The sequence below is a fragment of the Enterococcus sp. DIV2449a genome, assembly GCF_051711225.1.
Taxonomy (GTDB): domain Bacteria; phylum Bacillota; class Bacilli; order Lactobacillales; family Enterococcaceae; genus Enterococcus_D; species Enterococcus_D casseliflavus.
Window position 1 is genome coordinate 2,208,177 of the sequence record NZ_JBIOME010000001.1, and the last position, 16,219, is coordinate 2,224,395.

The 16,219-nt window shown below is 43.3% G+C and carries 15 protein-coding genes and 1 riboswitch; of the genes, 6 read left to right on the forward strand and 9 right to left on the reverse strand.

Going from position 1 to position 16,219, the window contains the following annotated elements:
- Entirely contained in the window at nt 1-1,122 is a 1,122-nt protein-coding gene (locus IGI76_RS10345; RefSeq protein ID WP_438781503.1) for an exonuclease SbcCD subunit D, read from the reverse strand.
- 254 nt (nt 1,123-1,376) lie between these two features.
- Between IGI76_RS10345 and anmK the strand changes: the two genes are divergently transcribed.
- The 3 genes from anmK to IGI76_RS10360 all read left to right on the forward strand — a co-directional run bounded on the left by anmK (nt 1,377) and on the right by IGI76_RS10360 (nt 5,063).
- On the forward strand, nt 1,377-2,537 hold the full coding sequence (gene anmK / locus IGI76_RS10350) for an anhydro-N-acetylmuramic acid kinase AnmK (protein ID WP_231434811.1): 1,161 nt from the start codon (nt 1,377-1,379) through the stop codon (nt 2,535-2,537).
- 21 nt (nt 2,538-2,558) lie between these two features.
- Nucleotides 2,559-3,854: a PTS sugar transporter subunit IIC gene (locus tag IGI76_RS10355; RefSeq protein WP_231434812.1), complete on the forward strand. Its 1,296-nt coding sequence runs from the start codon at nt 2,559-2,561 to the stop codon at nt 3,852-3,854.
- A gap of 117 nt (nt 3,855-3,971) precedes the next feature.
- On the forward strand, nt 3,972-5,063 hold the full coding sequence (locus IGI76_RS10360) for a DUF871 domain-containing protein (protein WP_201689510.1): 1,092 nt from the start codon (nt 3,972-3,974) through the stop codon (nt 5,061-5,063).
- A gap of 53 nt (nt 5,064-5,116) precedes the next feature.
- Here IGI76_RS10360 and IGI76_RS10365 read toward each other — a convergent pair whose 3' ends face one another.
- Nucleotides 5,117-5,752 (reverse strand): lysophospholipid acyltransferase family protein, encoded by a 636-nt coding sequence (locus IGI76_RS10365; protein ID WP_005229679.1) that lies wholly within the window; start codon nt 5,750-5,752, stop codon nt 5,117-5,119.
- Between the two features lie 137 nt (nt 5,753-5,889).
- Between IGI76_RS10365 and IGI76_RS10370 the strand changes: the two genes are divergently transcribed.
- Both IGI76_RS10370 and IGI76_RS10375 read left to right on the forward strand, forming a co-directional pair.
- Nucleotides 5,890-6,624 carry a tRNA1(Val) (adenine(37)-N6)-methyltransferase gene (locus IGI76_RS10370; RefSeq protein ID WP_005229677.1) on the forward strand — a complete coding sequence of 245 codons (735 nt, stop codon included), beginning with the start codon at nt 5,890-5,892 and terminating at the stop codon, nt 6,622-6,624.
- Entirely contained in the window at nt 6,614-6,892 is a 279-nt protein-coding gene (locus IGI76_RS10375) for a GIY-YIG nuclease family protein (protein ID WP_005229675.1), read from the forward strand. Before IGI76_RS10370 ends, IGI76_RS10375 begins: the two co-directional genes overlap by 11 nt.
- 86 nt (nt 6,893-6,978) lie before the next feature.
- On the opposite strand, the gene IGI76_RS10380 is transcribed toward IGI76_RS10375, so the two are convergent.
- The gene (locus IGI76_RS10380; RefSeq protein WP_005229673.1) at nt 6,979-7,671 is read right to left on the reverse strand and encodes a hypothetical protein; all 693 of its coding nucleotides are present in this window, start codon (nt 7,669-7,671) and stop codon (nt 6,979-6,981) included.
- Nucleotides 7,672-7,902: 231 nt separating this feature from the next.
- A riboswitch (Fluoride riboswitch) is annotated at nt 7,903-7,975 on the forward strand.
- A gap of 92 nt (nt 7,976-8,067) precedes the next feature.
- Between IGI76_RS10380 and IGI76_RS10385 the strand changes: the two genes are divergently transcribed.
- Entirely contained in the window at nt 8,068-9,279 is a 1,212-nt protein-coding gene (locus IGI76_RS10385; protein ID WP_121260985.1) for a chloride channel protein, read from the forward strand.
- A 59-nt stretch (nt 9,280-9,338) separates the two neighbouring features.
- Here IGI76_RS10385 and efp read toward each other — a convergent pair whose 3' ends face one another.
- The 6 genes from efp to IGI76_RS10415 all read right to left on the reverse strand — a co-directional run bounded on the left by efp (nt 9,339) and on the right by IGI76_RS10415 (nt 16,140).
- On the reverse strand, nt 9,339-9,899 hold the full coding sequence (gene efp, locus IGI76_RS10390) for an elongation factor P (RefSeq protein ID WP_005229668.1): 561 nt from the start codon (nt 9,897-9,899) through the stop codon (nt 9,339-9,341).
- Between the two features lie 74 nt (nt 9,900-9,973).
- Nucleotides 9,974-10,912, reverse strand: a complete 939-nt coding sequence (locus IGI76_RS10395) for a cation diffusion facilitator family transporter (protein WP_233784951.1) — start codon at nt 10,910-10,912, stop codon at nt 9,974-9,976.
- A gap of 103 nt (nt 10,913-11,015) precedes the next feature.
- The gene (locus tag IGI76_RS10400; RefSeq protein ID WP_005229664.1) at nt 11,016-11,585 is read right to left on the reverse strand and encodes a DUF2179 domain-containing protein; all 570 of its coding nucleotides are present in this window, start codon (nt 11,583-11,585) and stop codon (nt 11,016-11,018) included.
- Nucleotides 11,586-11,947: 362 nt separating this feature from the next.
- The gene (locus IGI76_RS10405) at nt 11,948-14,254 is read right to left on the reverse strand and encodes a WxL domain-containing protein (protein WP_416337218.1); all 2,307 of its coding nucleotides are present in this window, start codon (nt 14,252-14,254) and stop codon (nt 11,948-11,950) included.
- Nucleotides 14,212-14,955, reverse strand: coding sequence for a hypothetical protein (locus tag IGI76_RS10410; RefSeq protein ID WP_416337219.1), 744 nt, complete (start codon nt 14,953-14,955; stop codon nt 14,212-14,214). Before IGI76_RS10410 ends, IGI76_RS10405 begins: the two co-directional genes overlap by 43 nt.
- A 423-nt stretch (nt 14,956-15,378) precedes the next feature.
- On the reverse strand, nt 15,379-16,140 hold the full coding sequence (locus IGI76_RS10415; RefSeq protein ID WP_231434817.1) for a hypothetical protein: 762 nt from the start codon (nt 16,138-16,140) through the stop codon (nt 15,379-15,381).
- Nucleotides 16,141-16,219 lie beyond the last annotated feature (79 nt).

Below are 16,219 nucleotides of genomic sequence, written 5' to 3' on the forward strand. Positions count from 1 at the left end.
CTATTCCCTCTTTTCCACGACAAATGCTTCATTTAATCCTTGTTCGATCCATTTGGTTTGTGCATCGAGCAATGAATCTCCCGTCATTTCTTGAAAAAAATGACTGATCAAGGTCTGCGGGTCGGTTTCTCGTGTGGTTAGCTGTCTTTTTTTCGTCTGTTCTCGTCCATTCAACCGTTCGACAGACAAAATAAATGGATAGATTTTTCGCAACTGATTCATCATATTTGAAATCACAGCACGATCCGTCAGCAGAAAATGCCAAAACGCCTCACGATTTAGATCACGGTAAAAAACCGGATCGATCAACTCCTCAAAGGAAGCCGTCAGTTGCTGGATATCCCTTTTTGGTGTGAGGGGAATAAATTCATTGGTGTCTTTTACAGTATCCACAAGATAGACCCCTTTTTGGTTCGTCCGTTCAGAAAGGGAAAATTTCAGCGGAGAGCCACTGTACCCGATTTTCGGATGTTTCAGGGCGGTATTGGCATGTAAATGCCCCAAAACGACTCGATCAAATGGCGCAAAAGCGGTGGTCGGTACGCTGTCCAATCCGCCAACTTGAATTTTTGTTTCTGAATCTGTTTGGCTAGAACCCGCCACAAAAAAATGGGTCACTAGCACTTGCTTTTTGGACGAGTCAAAGTGTTTGGTCATCTCCTCAATGACTCTTTGGACACTATCAGAAATCTTCATTAATGGTTCATCAAAAAACAAGCGCGCCTCGATCGGTTCAAAATAAGGCAGTAAAAAGAACTGTGTATCGTCAAACTCAACCGGGTGCAAACTTTGTTCGATGCTGGTGGACAGGTAAAAGCGTGTTTGTTGAAACCACTGACTACCGGTTTCTAGCCGCGTTGGGCTATCATGGTTTCCTGAGATAGCCAATAAAGGCAGTTCATTCGTTAGATTGATTTCTGCGATTTTTTCATTCAATAATTTGACTGCATCGACAGCGGGAACGGAACGATCATACAGATCACCTGCAATGACGATGGCAGCGACTTTTTCTTCTAAAGCGATCGCAATGATTTGATCGATAATTGCTCGCTGGTCCTCCAGCAAATCATAGCCATGTAGTTTTTTTCCGATGTGCCAATCAGCTGTATGTATAAAGCGCATTTCTTCACCTTCTTAAAAAATATCCTTCCAACCATTATACCACTTTCCCTGATCGTTAGACATCTCTCTGCCAGCGAAATTTCACTTACCACTCATTTTTGATAAAAAGAGCGAACACCTGACATCATTATGTTGAAATGTTTTTTCAATTATAAATTTATATCTTGAAATATAATTACACTTCATTTACAATGAGTGTGAAATCGAATTCAACAATCGCTTTCATCACTATTCTAAAAGAAAGGAGAAACGCTATGCTTGCAATAGGACTCATGTCAGGAACCAGTTTGGATGGGATCGACGCTGCTTTAGTAAAAATCAATGGCAGCGGCACCGAAACTGACGTAAAGCTGATGGAAATGATCACGCTGCCCATTGGTGAAGAATTGAAGGAGCGAATAAAAACCGCTTGTGATCCGGTGGAATCAAATGTTCCCCTCATCTGCCAATTAAATACTGAATTAGGGTATGAATTTTTGAAAGCGTGTCAAATCCTCTGCCAAAAAGCTGGTATTGAAGAAAAAAGCATTGATTTTGTTGCCAGCCACGGACAAACGATCTGGCACTCCCCCGATGCTGACCCAGCGAAAAACAGCACCTTGCAAATTGGCGAACCTTCAATTATCGCTTATGGCTTACAAACGAAAGTCGTCGCCGATTTTCGAGTGATGGATATGGCTGCTGGTGGTCAAGGCGCCCCTCTTGTTCCTTATACAGACTATCTGCTCTATCAATCAGACACCAAAAATCGTTTGCTGCAAAATATTGGCGGCATCGGCAATGTTACTGTACTACCAAAAAGTGGCAGCTTAAACGAGCTGTATGCCTTTGATACAGGTCCAGGAAACATGGTCATCGATGAATTAATGGTTCAGCTATTCGGTCAGCCTTATGATGCGTTTGGTGAAACAGCCCGTGCGGGAGCAATTATACCCACCTTGCAAAAGGAATTAAGAACTCATTTTTATTTGTCCCAGCAACCGCCGAAAAGCACCGGGCGTGAGCTTTTTGGAAAACATTTTGTGCAGCAGTTATTGACCAAGTATCCCGAAGCAGCCCCTGAAGACTTGGTGAGGACTTTAACCGATTTCACCGCTTTTTCCATCGCTGACAGTTACCAACGGTTCATTTTTCCTCAGTTGGGAACAAACGATCTGGAAGTGATTCTCTCGGGCGGTGGTGCCCACAATCATCTGCTGATTGAACTGATCCAAGGCTATTTACCAGAATCAGTAGCCGTTGGAACACAAGATGACATTGGCGGTTCCAACGATGCCAAAGAAGCGGTGGCTTTTGCCATCTTAGGAAATGAAACCCTTCACAGCCGTGTCAATAATGCCCCTGCAGCAACCGGGGCAGCCCAAGGCGTGATTTTAGGGAAAATCATTCCGAATCCATGGGAAGCAAAAATGTAAAACACCTTAGGAGGATAAACCATGTTAGATAAATTCACTCAATTCATCGAGCGCCATTTGGCAGGACCGATGGAAAAACTTGGCAGCCAGCGTCACTTGCGGGCGGTTCGTGACGGGATCGTTTCAACCTTGCCATTGATCATCGTCAGTTCGTTCTTTATGATTTTAGCCTTTCCACCGCTGCCTCAAAGTTGGGGCATCTATCAATTCTTGTCTAGCAATGCCTCAACGATCTTATTGCCTTATCGAATGACGATGTACATTATGAGCTTGTATGCGGCATTCGGGATCGGATACAGTCTTTCTCGCTCTTATAAGCTTGATGGTCTTTCTGGCGGGATCCTAGCTACGACCGCCTTCTTACTGACCTTCACCCCTGTCAATATCCCAGCAGAAGCCTTGGATGCTGCTGGAACGGTCGGCTTTGTCTTGCCAATGGCCAATTTAGGGAGTGCTGGTATGTTCGTGGCGATCATCACCTCGATTCTTGCCGTTGAAATCTATCGGTTAACGGACAAATCGAAATTTAAAATCACGATGCCAGAACAAGTCCCACCTGCAGTCGCTCGTTCTTTCGAAGCCTTGACCCCTACCTTAGTCATTATTTTAGGAATGGGTGCGATCACTTACTATATCGGCTTTGACTGGCACACGATCGTGGCAAAAGTCGTTGATCCTTTAGTCAGTGCCGCAGACACCTTGCCAAGTGTGCTTTTGATCACCTTCTTGACGACCTTCTTCTGGTCATTCGGGATCCATGGTGCTTCTATCGTTGGTTCACTGGCTCGTCCATTATGGTTGCAGTTATTGGAAGGAAATACGACTGCGCTTGCTTCAGGAGATATGATTCCCAATATCGCAGCCGAACCATTTTATCAATGGTTCATCTGGATCGGTGGGGCTGGTTCAACGATTGGTTTGGCTATCTTGTTAGCGTTTCGCACCAAATCGGAATTCGGTTCAAAACTAGGAAAAACAGCCTTGATTCCAGCTATTTTCAACATCAACGAACCACTGATTTTCGGTACACCGATCGTTTTGAACCCAATCTTGATCCCACCTTTCATCATTGCACCACTGATCAATGGCGTCATTGCGTGGGTCGCTACCTCAGCTGGTTTAGTCAATGCAGTTACGGTCAATGCCCCTTGGACATTGCCTGGACCAATTGGCGCTTTCTTAGCGACTGGCGGCGATTGGCGTGCGATCGTGCTGAATGTTCTTTTGATTCTTTTATCGATCCTGATCTATTACCCATTCGTAAAAATCTACGACAAAAACGAATTGGAAAAAGAAAATCAACCAGTCGCACAATAATGTGTAAATAAAGGTCGTACGAAGCACCCACCAAGACAAACAGAAGAAGCCTTCCTCACCAGCTTTTTCCAATGCCAAGAGGTGTTTCGTGCGGTTTTTTAGAAAGAAGGAAAACCATTGAAACGAGAAATTGGCCTTTCGATTTACCCCGACCATAGTGATCCTTTACTGGATCAAGACTATTTAAAAAAAGCTGCTGCCCTTGGTTACTCTCGCTTATTTATGAGTATGCTAGAAGTCAGTGAAGGCAAAGAGACCGTCAGAAAAAAATTCTCTTCGATTATCGGCTTTGCCAAGAACCTTGGCTTTGAAACGATATTAGATATTTCGCCTGCTGTTTTTAGTGATCTGGCGATCTCTTATGACGATCTTAGCTTCTTTGCAGAATTAGGCGCGGACGGTATCCGCTTGGATCAAGGGTTTGATGGCAGTAAAGAAGCCCAGCTGACCTTTAATCCATTTGGCTTGGCGATTGAATTGAATATGAGTAATGATGTGAACTATTTAGAAAATATCCTTTCTTATCAAGCCAATGAACCTTTTTTATATGGCTGCCACAATTTTTACCCCCAACGAGGCACAGGCTTAACGGATGCTTTTTTCCGCAGCTGCAGTCAACGTTTTAAAAAATATGGGTTGAAAACAGCCGCCTTCATCACTAGTCAATCAGCCAAAATCGGCCCTTGGGAAGTCAATGATGGCTTACCGACCTTAGAATCTTGTCGAGATTTACCATTGGCGCTGCAAGGGAAGCTGCTTTTTGCTTCTGGGTTGATCGATACCGTGATTATCGGCAATGCTTATGCGTCGGATGCAGAGCTGAAAGCTCTGGCGGCGATCGATCGTTACAAGCTGACCTTTGGCGTTCTCGTAGAAGCAGAGGCCAGCGAAATCGAACGAAGAATATTAGCCGAAACCAATCATTTTCGGCGTGGTGACAGTAATGCGTTAGTCGCTCGTTCCACACAATCACGGGTGAAGTACCGTCCCATCGAAAACCTCCCTCATACAAACCAAGAACCTTTTGCCTATGGGGACATCGTTATCGGCAATGATACCTTTGGCCAATACAAAAACGAATTGCAGATCGTTTTGACCCCTCACCAAGACACACGGAAAAACAAAGTCGGCGCCATTTCAAGTGACGAGCTGCCTTTGTTGGAATATTTAAAACCGTGGACCAAATTTGCTTTCGAATTATTGGATTAACTCTTTAGAAAAAAGCCGCTGATCACAAAAGGATCAGCGGCTTTTCTTAGGTATTAATCTTCTCTTTTGGACTCATCGATTTGATAAACAAATGACGGATCAATCGCTTGATCCAGTGTGTCAAATGCACCCTGGATGCGCCGTTCGACTTCCGCCAAGCCCTCTTTGTCCATCTTTTTGATGTCACTGATGTCAATGGGCTCCCCAAAGCGGACGGTTACTCGCTTGCGTTTAAAAAGATCTTTTAACGTCAGCGGTCCTTGATAAACAGAGGGAACGATCTTGACCTTAGCCATTTTTGCGATCAACGCCATGCCGCCTTTTAAGGCCGTTGCGTGTCTCGTACCACTTGGAAACATGATCAAGCTAAGATCCGTTTCCTTCAAAATTTTGACTGGCGTCTTTACCGCGCTCGGTCCCGGTTTGTCTCGTTTAACTGGAAAAGCATTGGCATGGATCAAAATGAACCGTAAAATCGGGTTTTTGAACAGCTCTTCTTTCGCCATAAAACTAAATTTCTTTGGTCGAGCAGCCACTGCTAGGTACAATGGATCCCACCAGGTTCGGTGAGGAGCCACTAAAATGTAGTTTTCATTTTTAGGTAAAACCTCTTTGTTTTGATAACGAGCATTGCCGTTGATCAAAAATAATACTACGCGAACCACACCGCGCATAAAGCGAAAAAACATACTCATTTTCCTTTCTATTTCTCTCCTATTCAAGTATGCAAAAAAACGGTTTAAATGACAAGCATTTTTTAGCGTTTCCCATTATTCTTAATCGTAGTATAATACATTGAAATGAATTTAGAACAGGAGTATGCTTCATGTTGCAACCGAACGAACGCATCGACCAATTGTATGCCGATGACATCAAGATCATTCAAAGTTCCGAAGTTTTTTCTTTTTCATTAGATGCTGTGTTATTAGCAAATTACGCTAGAGTGCCAAAAAGAGGCGTAATCGTTGACCTTTGTGCAGGGAATGGCGCAGTCGGTTTATTTATCAGCAAAAAAACGACCGCTCATATTTATCAAATCGAATTGCAAGAACGCTTAGCGGATATGGCGCAGCGCAGTATCGAATTAAACGACTTGCAAGACCAGCTGACGGTCTATCCTTTGGACTTGAAGAACCTCTTTCAAAAAATCAAGCCTGATTCCGTCGATCTATTGGTCTGCAATCCCCCTTATTTTAAAAATGTACCGACGGCGATCAAAAACCCGAATCCCTATTTAGCGATCGCTCGGCACGAGATCACCACAACTTTAGATGAAGTGATCCAAACCGCTAGCAAAGCGTTAAAAATGAACGGACGGTTTGCGATGGTTCATCGCCCGGATCGCTTTCTCGATATTTTGGACCATATGCGCGCCCATCGAATCGCACCAAAGCGCGTCCGCTTCGTCTATCCGAAAGTAGGCAAAGAGGCCAATATTTTATTGATTGAAGGAATCAAGGATGGCAAGGCGGATGGCTTTAAAATTGATTCCCCTCTCATTACCTATGATGAAACGGGTGCCTATAGTCCCGAAGTGAAGGCGATGCTCTATGGCTGCTGAGAATCATTATTTTTATGTGTTGCGTTGCAACGATCAATCCTTCTACGGTGGTTATACCACTGATTTGAGCCGCCGCTTATTAGAGCACAACAAAGGGATCGGAGCAAAATATACCCGTCCTGCTAGTCGCAGACCATTACAAATGATCCATGCGGAAAGCTTTTCCACTCGCAGTGAAGCCACTCAAGCAGAAGCCGCCTTCAAAAAATTGTCTCGCAAAAAGAAAGAGGACTACCTGAGCAGCCATAGCGAGAGTAATGTTATCTGAGCAAGCATACAAAAAAACTACCTGCGCACGGAAGATTCCTGCTTGAAGGAGCTTTCTTTCGTGACTTAGGTAGTTTTCTTTTATGGTTATTCATTCCTATTTGGTAACGCCCATTGGGTTTGACTTTTCCCAAATTCTTTCGGGATCACAGAATCGACGGATTGATATTCGAGGGTTTCTTGAGACTTTGGAATCGTAATTGCCGTCAAATAGTTGTTGGTTTCGGAATAGAAGCCGATCGTTTCAAAGGAAGGATCAGTCAAATGGTATTGAACCCCCTGCAGCTTAGCCGTTGTTTCCTCTTCCACAAATGTCGGTTGATAGCGAGCATAATAAACCTGGGCGCCCATTTTAAAATATACGGAGTTATGAGCAGATCCAAGAAATTCAATCGCCCGTTCCACTGGTACTGCTTGATAGATCCCTAAAGTTTCAATCGCTTTATTGCTTTGGATGCGCTGATAAACTGCTGTAGTATCAGATTCGTAATATTTATAGCCTAAAAACATTTTTTCGCGGTCTCGGATATTCGGTGTGATCAGCGCATTATACGTTTTGAATTCACCATACACTTGATCTCCAATAAAAAAGCCTAGCAGACACGCAACGACTATGCCGCCAAGCAATAGCGTCACTTTCGGGTTACGGTTTTCTCGATAAAGCAGAACCATCAGGAACCCTAATAATGCGATCAGACCAACCACCATGAGAATTGGTAGGATCACATAGTAAAAACGCTCACTTTGCAGCCATTTTTCGATCGTCATAAATGCAATCATTCTTTTTTCCCCTTCGATTCCTCACTACCCACTGTTTTCCCCTTGGTCAACCAGTAGAAGGATCGTCCTTTCATCCCTTTTCTTGCCATTGACTCTTCCGACGCTCAATTCACATGTAAATTCTTATGAAATTAATTTTACCATAAGTATGTATAAAAGATAAGTATTCGTTGGATTGCTTTTCACGACCAGCATCCATTGACAAAACGAGGGTTTTATCAGATAATATTGATGCTAATAGGGAATGAATGTCTCCCTCAGTTCTTACTGAAACCGCAATTTTGCTAATGACTTCTACCACTTTTTTTTAGTGTGTAGTAGTCATTTTTTATTTTCACTCGTTCGTCATAGTTGCAAGAGCATTATTCCTATCTTTTTTAAAGGATCGTGATAGAAATGAAGAAACAAGAAACAACGTATTTTGAACTGACTGCATTAGGTTTGCTCAGTCTGGTGATTGGGGTGCTTGCTGGAGCTGTTGACACTTTCTTTGGCAAAATTTTACTGTTCTTAAGTGCCTTCCGTGAAAGTCATTTTTTGCCATTGATTCTCTTCTTACCAATTATCGGTATTTGCTTTACTTACCTTTTCCAAAAGTATGGCGATCGGAGTCCTCAAGGAATGAACTTAGTGTTTTTAGTCGGGCAGGAAGAAGAAAAAGATATTCCGCTGCGTTTGATTCCTTTTGTAATGGTGGGAACCTGGCTGACGCATTTATTTGGAGGAAGCGCAGGCAGAGAAGGAGTTGCGGTTCAGTTAGGTGCCACCATCGCCAATCGTTTAGGAAATTGGGTGCGACTAGAAAAGTACGCCAGCACCCTGATCATGATTGGGATGGCTGCGGGATTTGCTGGTTTATTTGAAACCCCCATCGCTGCGACGTTCTTTGCATTGGAAGTGCTTGTCATCGGTAAATTCAGTCATCATGCCCTCTTACCTGCTTTGCTGGCTGCTTTCACTGCTAGTACGACTTCTCAATGGTTAGGCTTAGAAAAATTTAGTCTTATGTTGCCTCAATCCGTCGATTTGACGATACCTGTTTTTCTGAAATTACTTGTGATTGGGTTGATTTTTGGTATGGTTGGCGGCAGCTTTGCGGGATGTTTAGAAACGATGAAACGCATCATGAAGCGGCGCTTCCCGAATCCACTGTGGCGTATTGGGATTGGCGCATTGGCGTTAGTCTTGCTTTTTGTTTTGTTGTATCAAGGGCGTTATTCAGGCTTAGGAACAAATTTGATCAGCGCGAGTTTCACGAAGCAACCGATCTATTCTTATGATTGGCTGCTTAAGTTGGTGTTGACCGTATTAACCATCAGCATTGGTTTTTTGGGTGGAGAAGTCACCCCTTTGTTTGCGATTGGCTCTTCTTTGGGGGTCGTGTTGGCGCCACTGTTCGGACTGCCTATCGAACTGGTAGCAGCACTAGGCTATGCCAGTGTTTTTGGCAGCGCCACTAGCACCTTATTTGCACCGATCTTTATTGGTGGAGAAGTCTTTGGCTTTCAAAATCTACCCTTCTTTGTGATCGTCTGCTCCGTCGCCTACTTTATCAGTAAACCTTATAGTATCTATCCTTTACAAAAAAGATCGGCAAAAGGACAATGAGCCACTTCTAAACACAACTTGAGCAAAGAAAAAACCGCGAACAAGTCGCGGTTTTTTTGCTATTTTGCACGTTTTAAATAAGTACCTTCAGCTGTATTGATTTCTAGCATTTCGCCTTCTTCAACAAAGTCAGGAACATTGACAACTAAGCCCGTTTCCATCGTTGCTGGCTTTCCTGAACCAGTCACAGTTGCCCCTTTGATTGATGGCTGTGTTTCAACAACTTTCAAGATTACACTTGAAGGTAATTGCACGCCGATTACTTCGCTGCCGAAGAATTGAATTTTTACTTCCATGTTTTCTAGAATGAACTTCATTTCTTCTTCAACCACTTCAACTGGAATTTCATATTGTTCATAGGTTTCCAGATCCATAAAGAATGCGGTATCGTCCATTGTATATAGGTATTGTACAGCTTTCGTATCGATATGCGCTTTTTCAAATTTTTCTTCTGGACGGAAGGTTGTATCGTAAGTAGAACCAGTCCGAACGTCACGTAATTTCATACGCATAACCGTATTTCCTTTACCTGGTTTGTGGTGGCTGGCATCTAATACTTTGATAAGTTTGCCGTCTTGAACAAACGTCATTCCAGCTCTTAAGTCACTTGCATTGATCATAATTTTGAAATCTCCTTCACTATGTGATAATCCTTGTCTATTGTATCAAAAAAAACAGCTTTATTCTAGCTAAATCAGTGGGAAGGTCGCACAAGTTTGCGCCGCTTTTCCATGTAGTGAGGATCGTACTCATCCGTTTCAATATAAATATAGACTTTTTTATCTGCCATTTGATGTCGAATCTCGGCTTCGATCTCATTAACGATCTCATAGCCGACCTCTTCTTGTTTTGCGGCAATATCGACTTTCGCTGCAATCAAAATTTCTGCTGGCCCTAAATGGACTGTTTTCACATCGATCAAGCGATCAACATCGGGACGTTCAAACGCTTGTTTGATCACCGCTAAATCACGTTTAGTAACACTTTCCCCAATCAGTAGACTGTAAAATTCGCGGGCTAAGAAGATCGCTGCTACCATCAATAAAAGACCAATCAATAAGCCGCTGAAGGCATCAAAAAATGCGTTCCCGGTAATCATTGTTAAAACCGTTCCGATCAGTGCGATCATCAGACCGATCACCGCACAAAAGTCTTCTGTGAAAATGATCAAAATCTCACTATGCCGACTTTCTTTCAAAAAACGATAGATTGGTTGACGTTCGACGTTTAGCTCGCGGATCTCCTTGATTGCGATCCACAACGAACTTCCTTCAACGATCATCCCGAAGATCAAGATAGCGATCACTAACCAAGTATTGCCGACTTCATGGGCGGGATGCAGCAGCTTTTCCACTGCTTCCATCACGCCTAATGCGCCCCCACCAAAGAAGAGCATCATCGCAACGATCGTGCTGAAAAAATATTTCGCCCGACCTTCACCAAACTGATGCAGTTCACTTTGTCCCTTTGTTGCCCGTTTATCACCGATCAATAAAAAGATCTGATTGCTGCAATCCACGACACTATGAATGCTTTCATTCAGCATGGCCGCACTACCGCTCAAGGCATAACCGACAAACTTACTGATCGCTACCAAAATGTTTGAGATCAGTGCAGCGATGACCGCCATCATGCCATTTGCTTTCTTTTCCACACCTAACGCTTCCTCTCATCAATAAACTCCCTGCTTATTATGCAACTATTCTTCACGAATGGATCAAGCTGCCTCTAGTTCCTCAATCAACAGGTGCTTGCTTTTTCAACTTCGCCTCTCTACGGCTGATTTTTTTGGTCCAAAAACCGCCCGAAATATACTTGGGTTCATAGCTGATGATAAACGCTCGCTCTTCCACCGCTTTGATCGTTTGATAGAGCTTTTTCTCACTTTTTCTTTGGGAAAGAATCTCTAAAATCAGTCGCGGGCCTTCCAATCCTTCACCAAAGCTTTGTGTCACACCATAACCCTCTTGTCGCAAAATCTTCGGCAAACTCTTTTCTTCATCCGTATTACTAGGTAGGATCACTGTGACCATTGTATAGCCCAGAGCCAGCTTATCTTCGATTTTGATCCCGATACTGACTCCTGCAGCATAGCCTAGTGCATAGAACAAGAGATTCAGCGGGTTATCCAAACGATCCAATACCATAGATAAGCCTAAAATATAGATCGTGATTTCGATCATACTCACTAATGGGGCAATCACGCGATACCCTTTCATTGTCAATAAAAATCGCAGTGTGTTCAATGTGACATAGGCGAGATTGATAAAGAAAATCATCGCCAGCATTTGTAGATCAACTTCCATCTTTGATTCCCCCTTGTTCTTAGCATATCAAAAGGCAAGCGAAAATTAAAATATTTGAGCAGGATTTAATTACTAAAATAGCTAAATAAAATTTATGCTGGAGAAGACACAGTGCTTAGGTGATTTTGTTGATGGCTACCATGTTATGATTTTGCTCATCGATACACTACCTGTGGTTTCACTCACTTCTATTGATTGAAAAGCGTATCTACCAAAGTGGGAAAAGTAGTGTAAACCACTACTCGTTTGTTTCAGACAAAAAAGAAGTCCAATGGCAAATGGACTTCTTTTTGTCTGATCAACTTTTACAGTGTTCGATCATATTCACGATTGCAGAACATACTTACTTGTTTTCCAAGGGGTTATTCGTCAGCACCAGGTACGAAACTCAGCTCCCAATGGATGGTTCCTTGATAACTTGTTGCTTGCGGCCTCGCGCCAATAGGGATTTCCAGCTCGACACTTTTTTGCATGGTATCCTCGTTTCCATAGCGTTGAATCCAAGTTCCCGCCCCTTGCTTTTCATTGGCACGTGCAATCACTTGGTTCTGCGGTCCCAGCTCGATTGCATCAAAGTAGTCTGGTGCTTCAGAGGGATTTTCTCTAGAGGTAACCATTTCAATATTCGTCAAATGCACACTCGCTCCTTTTAAGTGGTGCTTAAACGCATCCGTGCTAACGAACCCTTCCTCTGATAATCGGGCACTCAAGGTCCAGCCCTTTTGAAGAAATCGACGATCGGAAACCTGAATGTAGTTTGGTCGTTCGGTTGATTCATGATCATCCACTAAAGAAATTCGTTGCGGAAGCGCCGGATAGCGGCTTGTCGACGAGCGAATCGGTACTGTACCAAAATCGAATTGTGAAACAAAGTCTATACTGATAAACCCGCGATTTTCTGGTATCAAGGGTGGATTTTCAGGTAGAATCGGTTGATCAGGATCAAGGGGATCTTTTGGGTCTACGTCACCAATGGGTTCCACAGTGGTTGATGCTTCTGCCCATTTGCCATCAAGAAATGCCTGAGCGGTGACCACCTCACCTTGAGTAAAATACTGGAAAGGTTCTAAATCAGATAGATCAAGTAAATAATGCCCGTTTTCATCCGCTTGGCTGTGAAAATACGTGCTATTGCCAGCATTATCGACTGTCGTTTCAAGCGTCGGTTCTGGCATCAGTCCCTCTCTTTGGAATCGAAGGTAGCTACCAGGATTGGCGGTTCCCGAAATCGTATAGGCATTAGGTAAGGTTCTATCTTCTGTCAAAGGATCGATGGTCACCGTGACGTCTGGTATGTTCTCAAACAATAACCGTTGCGAACGAGAAGCAAACTGCGCGGCAAACCCTCGACTTGTTTCCTCATTTAGCGAAGATACGTTGGTCACATTGGTATTGGTTCCTGAAATCGCCGCAGTCATGGACAGAATCGGTTGCCACTGAAAATCAACTGTCTCTCCTGTATTTCCATGCCGCCACTGGCGAATCGCCTGATTCTTTGCAGTGATTCCTCCCCCTTCAATTAGACCATTTGTGGTGGTCGTTATGGCGCGGGTTCTTTGCAAATTGACACGCTTGGCATCGTCGATCGTCAATCTTGCGGGATTGTTGGCACCGGTAAAGAAAAGTAGCCGTTGGACAGCCTGTGGGCTGTCCGAACGAATATCTAAGGTAGCATCTTTGCCTACGTTGAGATTGCCAGTCGTGCCAGAGAAGTGGAAGATATTTGCGGTTGTATTTTGATTTGTTGCTTCAACCTCTAAGGTGCTGCTGTCTTCTAAGGTGACATGCGTATTGGCACTTAACCAGAAAATATGACTGTACAACGTTCGGTTTGCAGCAGCAACCGACAAGCGACTTTTTTCCATTAAGCGAATATCATGGGGCGTGCCTGATGTGATGACTGCTGGGCTGTTGTTTTGTGTATTTAGTGCCAATTCCGCGCCTTTTCCTAACTCAATGCGTCCATTGCCAGCGACAAAGCGAATATTAGCACCGCCTGCTTCACCAGCTGAACCGTTGGCATTTAATGATAGTCGGGCATTATCCCCTAATACGAGACGCGCATTTGTATTATAAAAATCAAGATTTCCTGAGCTGATCGTCGACATTTCGACGTTTGCTCCCTCACGAAGCTCTATTTGGTTGATTTCAAAATTCGCCTGAGTATTTGTGTGAATCGTCCAAGAAGCATTGAAGTCTGAGGTATATCTAGGCGTTTGGTGTGAAACCGAATGTCCAGAAAAGCTGGCTCGAGAGTGCAACCCGTAAAACAACTGATTGCCCGTATGGTTAAGATTGTGGTACCGAATGATTGAACGCTGCTGATTTGACATATTCAAATCATGGTATTCAATTGCCCCCCAAAAGTTTCCATGGTAGAGTTTCAAATTTTGCAAAGTAATGTCCCACGGGGAGTCTGGATTGACACTGGAATCGCGAAAACAGATCGCTACGGCTCTAAGATCCATCTGATATTTGTCGAGGCCATCGATGATTAACGTTCTTGAGACTTCCCTGGCATTGATATAAACATAGGCTAATCCGCCATTAGGATTGACGCTGCTGCTCCAGCCGTCAATTCCCGTAATGCCCAAACGAGGATTATCGTTCGTTTGAAAACTGGCTGTCAAATAAATATAATTGACCGTCGGATCGACCATTGCAGCCATAAATTCGACCCAATTGGCAACTCCTCTTTTTTTACGTCGTCGCCTAAAAGATAAAGATTGCCAGGATCAGATGCTGATGCCTCAGGAAGCTGGCTTTCTATTTCCTTCTCTTCTGCTACTTGATCTTCTCGATCCTCTTGATCCAAATGATCCAATTGACCAGTGGAGTCACTCGAATCAGTTTGCTCATCCTCTTGTGTGTCCGTAGGGTTTGTCTCCCGTGCTTCTTTTATTTCAAGCATTATCATTGAATCTGCTGCTTCAAATGGAAACGATCCTGCTGCATCAACTATCAATGGAACCAAAAAATCACTTCTAGGAGTATCGGTCATTAGTTTCCAACCGTTCTCTTCAGTGAGTGGCGTTATCTTGACTCCCTTTGGCAACTCCTCTTCAGCAATAACCGCAGCTTTCGGCAATCGGATCGCTATTTCACTAATGGGACGGTCCGTATGAAACGCAACCAGTAACAGGTCTCCTACAGTCCCGGATTTCGTTGATTCATCAAAATAAATGGCAACTCTTTCCTCAGCCTCTTGCTCTCGTATCAGATCGAATGATTCACTCGCAACCGTTTTTTCCTCCAGCTGCGCAGCAAAGAAAACGTTTGAAGAAAACACACTCATGGTTGAAAAAAAGTAGAGTCCTCCAAGTAAGCCAATAATGATGGTGAAATATACCTTTCTCTTTTTCTTGTTCATTTGTTGATGCCCCACCTTTCAGCGTATCTTTCCCTTGAAATCGATCAAGGATCAGGCCTTCCCAAAGAGCAGCTTTAGCCATCAGGACGCTTGCTTCCCTTTTTCAATTGCAGCTGATCAGAAAACCACTGTCCTGCCACCGTTTGACTTGCCATCGATTTTAAATGACAAAAAAATCGCCAATTAAAATAACAAACATTATAAATAACGATGGTTTTGATCGTTTCACTTTATTCTATAGCCCACGCTATTGCTTAGTAAAATCAGAATATTCCTCAGGCGGTGAAAAATGTATTTCAACTAATCACTTTGTGAAATCGATAGTTTCGGCACACAAAAAAAACAGCTAGATGTTAGCCATCTAGCTGAAATCATTCATCGTTATGCTCAAAGGACCACTTCTATTAAGAGTAACTGTCACTGCTATTTAGAACGAAAATAGCCATTTGAAGATTCTTCTTGTTGATCGTCTTCAATCATTCCTTTTAATGATCGATCTAAAACGGAACGTTTTTTCTCACCATTTTTTTTATTGCTGGCTCGAAACTCACTGCGTGTCATCCCAACAGAGGGGTGGCGATTGAATTTTTTGACGGTCGGATCATTTTCTTCTTTGACTTGATAAGCTGCTGGTTCAGTATCAAACAACAAATAACTTTCTTGTTTTTTTGCCATTGCATCCATCAAATCGTTCGGCGTAATTTCAGGTTTTTGCTCATCTGGAATAATCGATGCAGGAATATATTTAGGCACGAAATAAGAGCGCCCCGAATATTCTTTTTTCGAAGAAACAGGAACCTCAGCTTTTTCCTTCTTACTGGTCACTTGATAAGAAGAATGGTTCGCCTCTTTGCCAAAAAAGTTGGTTTTTCCTGTTGGCATCTGCTCTTTCACTGGACGTTTTCCGTACTGAGGCAAGTTGGCACGGTGATTGGCAAGCTCTTCTTTTTGACGAACATTGTGCCCCCGATCGCGTTGGCTGGACTGCACTTTACGCTGCAAAGATTGATTTTCTTCCTTGTGAGAATGACTCACGGAATCTTTGATTTCGGTTAAAATCCAATCATCTGCTTTACTGAATGCGGGGCGATGCTCGGATTGCAGCTTCACACCATCTGTATCATCATAAGCAGGAAAACGGAAGTGTTTTCGTTTCACATCTAAATAATTTGCCACTGTACTCATCCTCTTACATGCATTTTTTTCATCATACCATAAATTAAGGAGAATTTCACGAAAGACTACACCATTTCAGATGAGGACA

Excerpts from the sequence above, each read along its gene's own strand:
- IGI76_RS10415 (WP_231434817.1), bottom strand. The coding sequence starts at position 16,140 with ATGAGTACAGTGGCAAATTATTTAGATGTGAAACGAAAACACTTCCGT.
- IGI76_RS10380 (WP_005229673.1), bottom strand. The coding sequence starts at position 7,671 with ATGATTGCATTTATGACGATCGAAAAATGGCTGCAAAGTGAGCGTTTT.
- IGI76_RS10375 (WP_005229675.1), top strand. The coding sequence starts at position 6,614 with ATGGCTGCTGAGAATCATTATTTTTATGTGTTGCGTTGCAACGATCAA.
- IGI76_RS10370 (WP_005229677.1), top strand. The coding sequence starts at position 5,890 with ATGTTGCAACCGAACGAACGCATCGACCAATTGTATGCCGATGACATC.
- IGI76_RS10365 (WP_005229679.1), bottom strand. The coding sequence starts at position 5,752 with ATGTTTTTTCGCTTTATGCGCGGTGTGGTTCGCGTAGTATTATTTTTG.
- IGI76_RS10345 (WP_438781503.1), bottom strand. The coding sequence starts at position 1,122 with ATGCGCTTTATACATACAGCTGATTGGCACATCGGAAAAAAACTACAT.
- IGI76_RS10405 (WP_416337218.1), bottom strand. The coding sequence starts at position 14,254 with ATGGCTGCAATGGTCGATCCGACGGTCAATTATATTTATTTGACAGCC.
- IGI76_RS10400 (WP_005229664.1), bottom strand. The coding sequence starts at position 11,585 with ATGGAAGTTGATCTACAAATGCTGGCGATGATTTTCTTTATCAATCTC.
- IGI76_RS10395 (WP_233784951.1), bottom strand. The coding sequence starts at position 10,912 with ATGATGGCGGTCATCGCTGCACTGATCTCAAACATTTTGGTAGCGATC.
- anmK (WP_231434811.1), top strand. The coding sequence starts at position 1,377 with ATGCTTGCAATAGGACTCATGTCAGGAACCAGTTTGGATGGGATCGAC.
- efp (WP_005229668.1), bottom strand. The coding sequence starts at position 9,899 with ATGATCAATGCAAGTGACTTAAGAGCTGGAATGACGTTTGTTCAAGAC.
- IGI76_RS10355 (WP_231434812.1), top strand. The coding sequence starts at position 2,559 with ATGTTAGATAAATTCACTCAATTCATCGAGCGCCATTTGGCAGGACCG.
- IGI76_RS10410 (WP_416337219.1), bottom strand. The coding sequence starts at position 14,955 with ATGAACAAGAAAAAGAGAAAGGTATATTTCACCATCATTATTGGCTTA.
- IGI76_RS10385 (WP_121260985.1), top strand. The coding sequence starts at position 8,068 with ATGAAGAAACAAGAAACAACGTATTTTGAACTGACTGCATTAGGTTTG.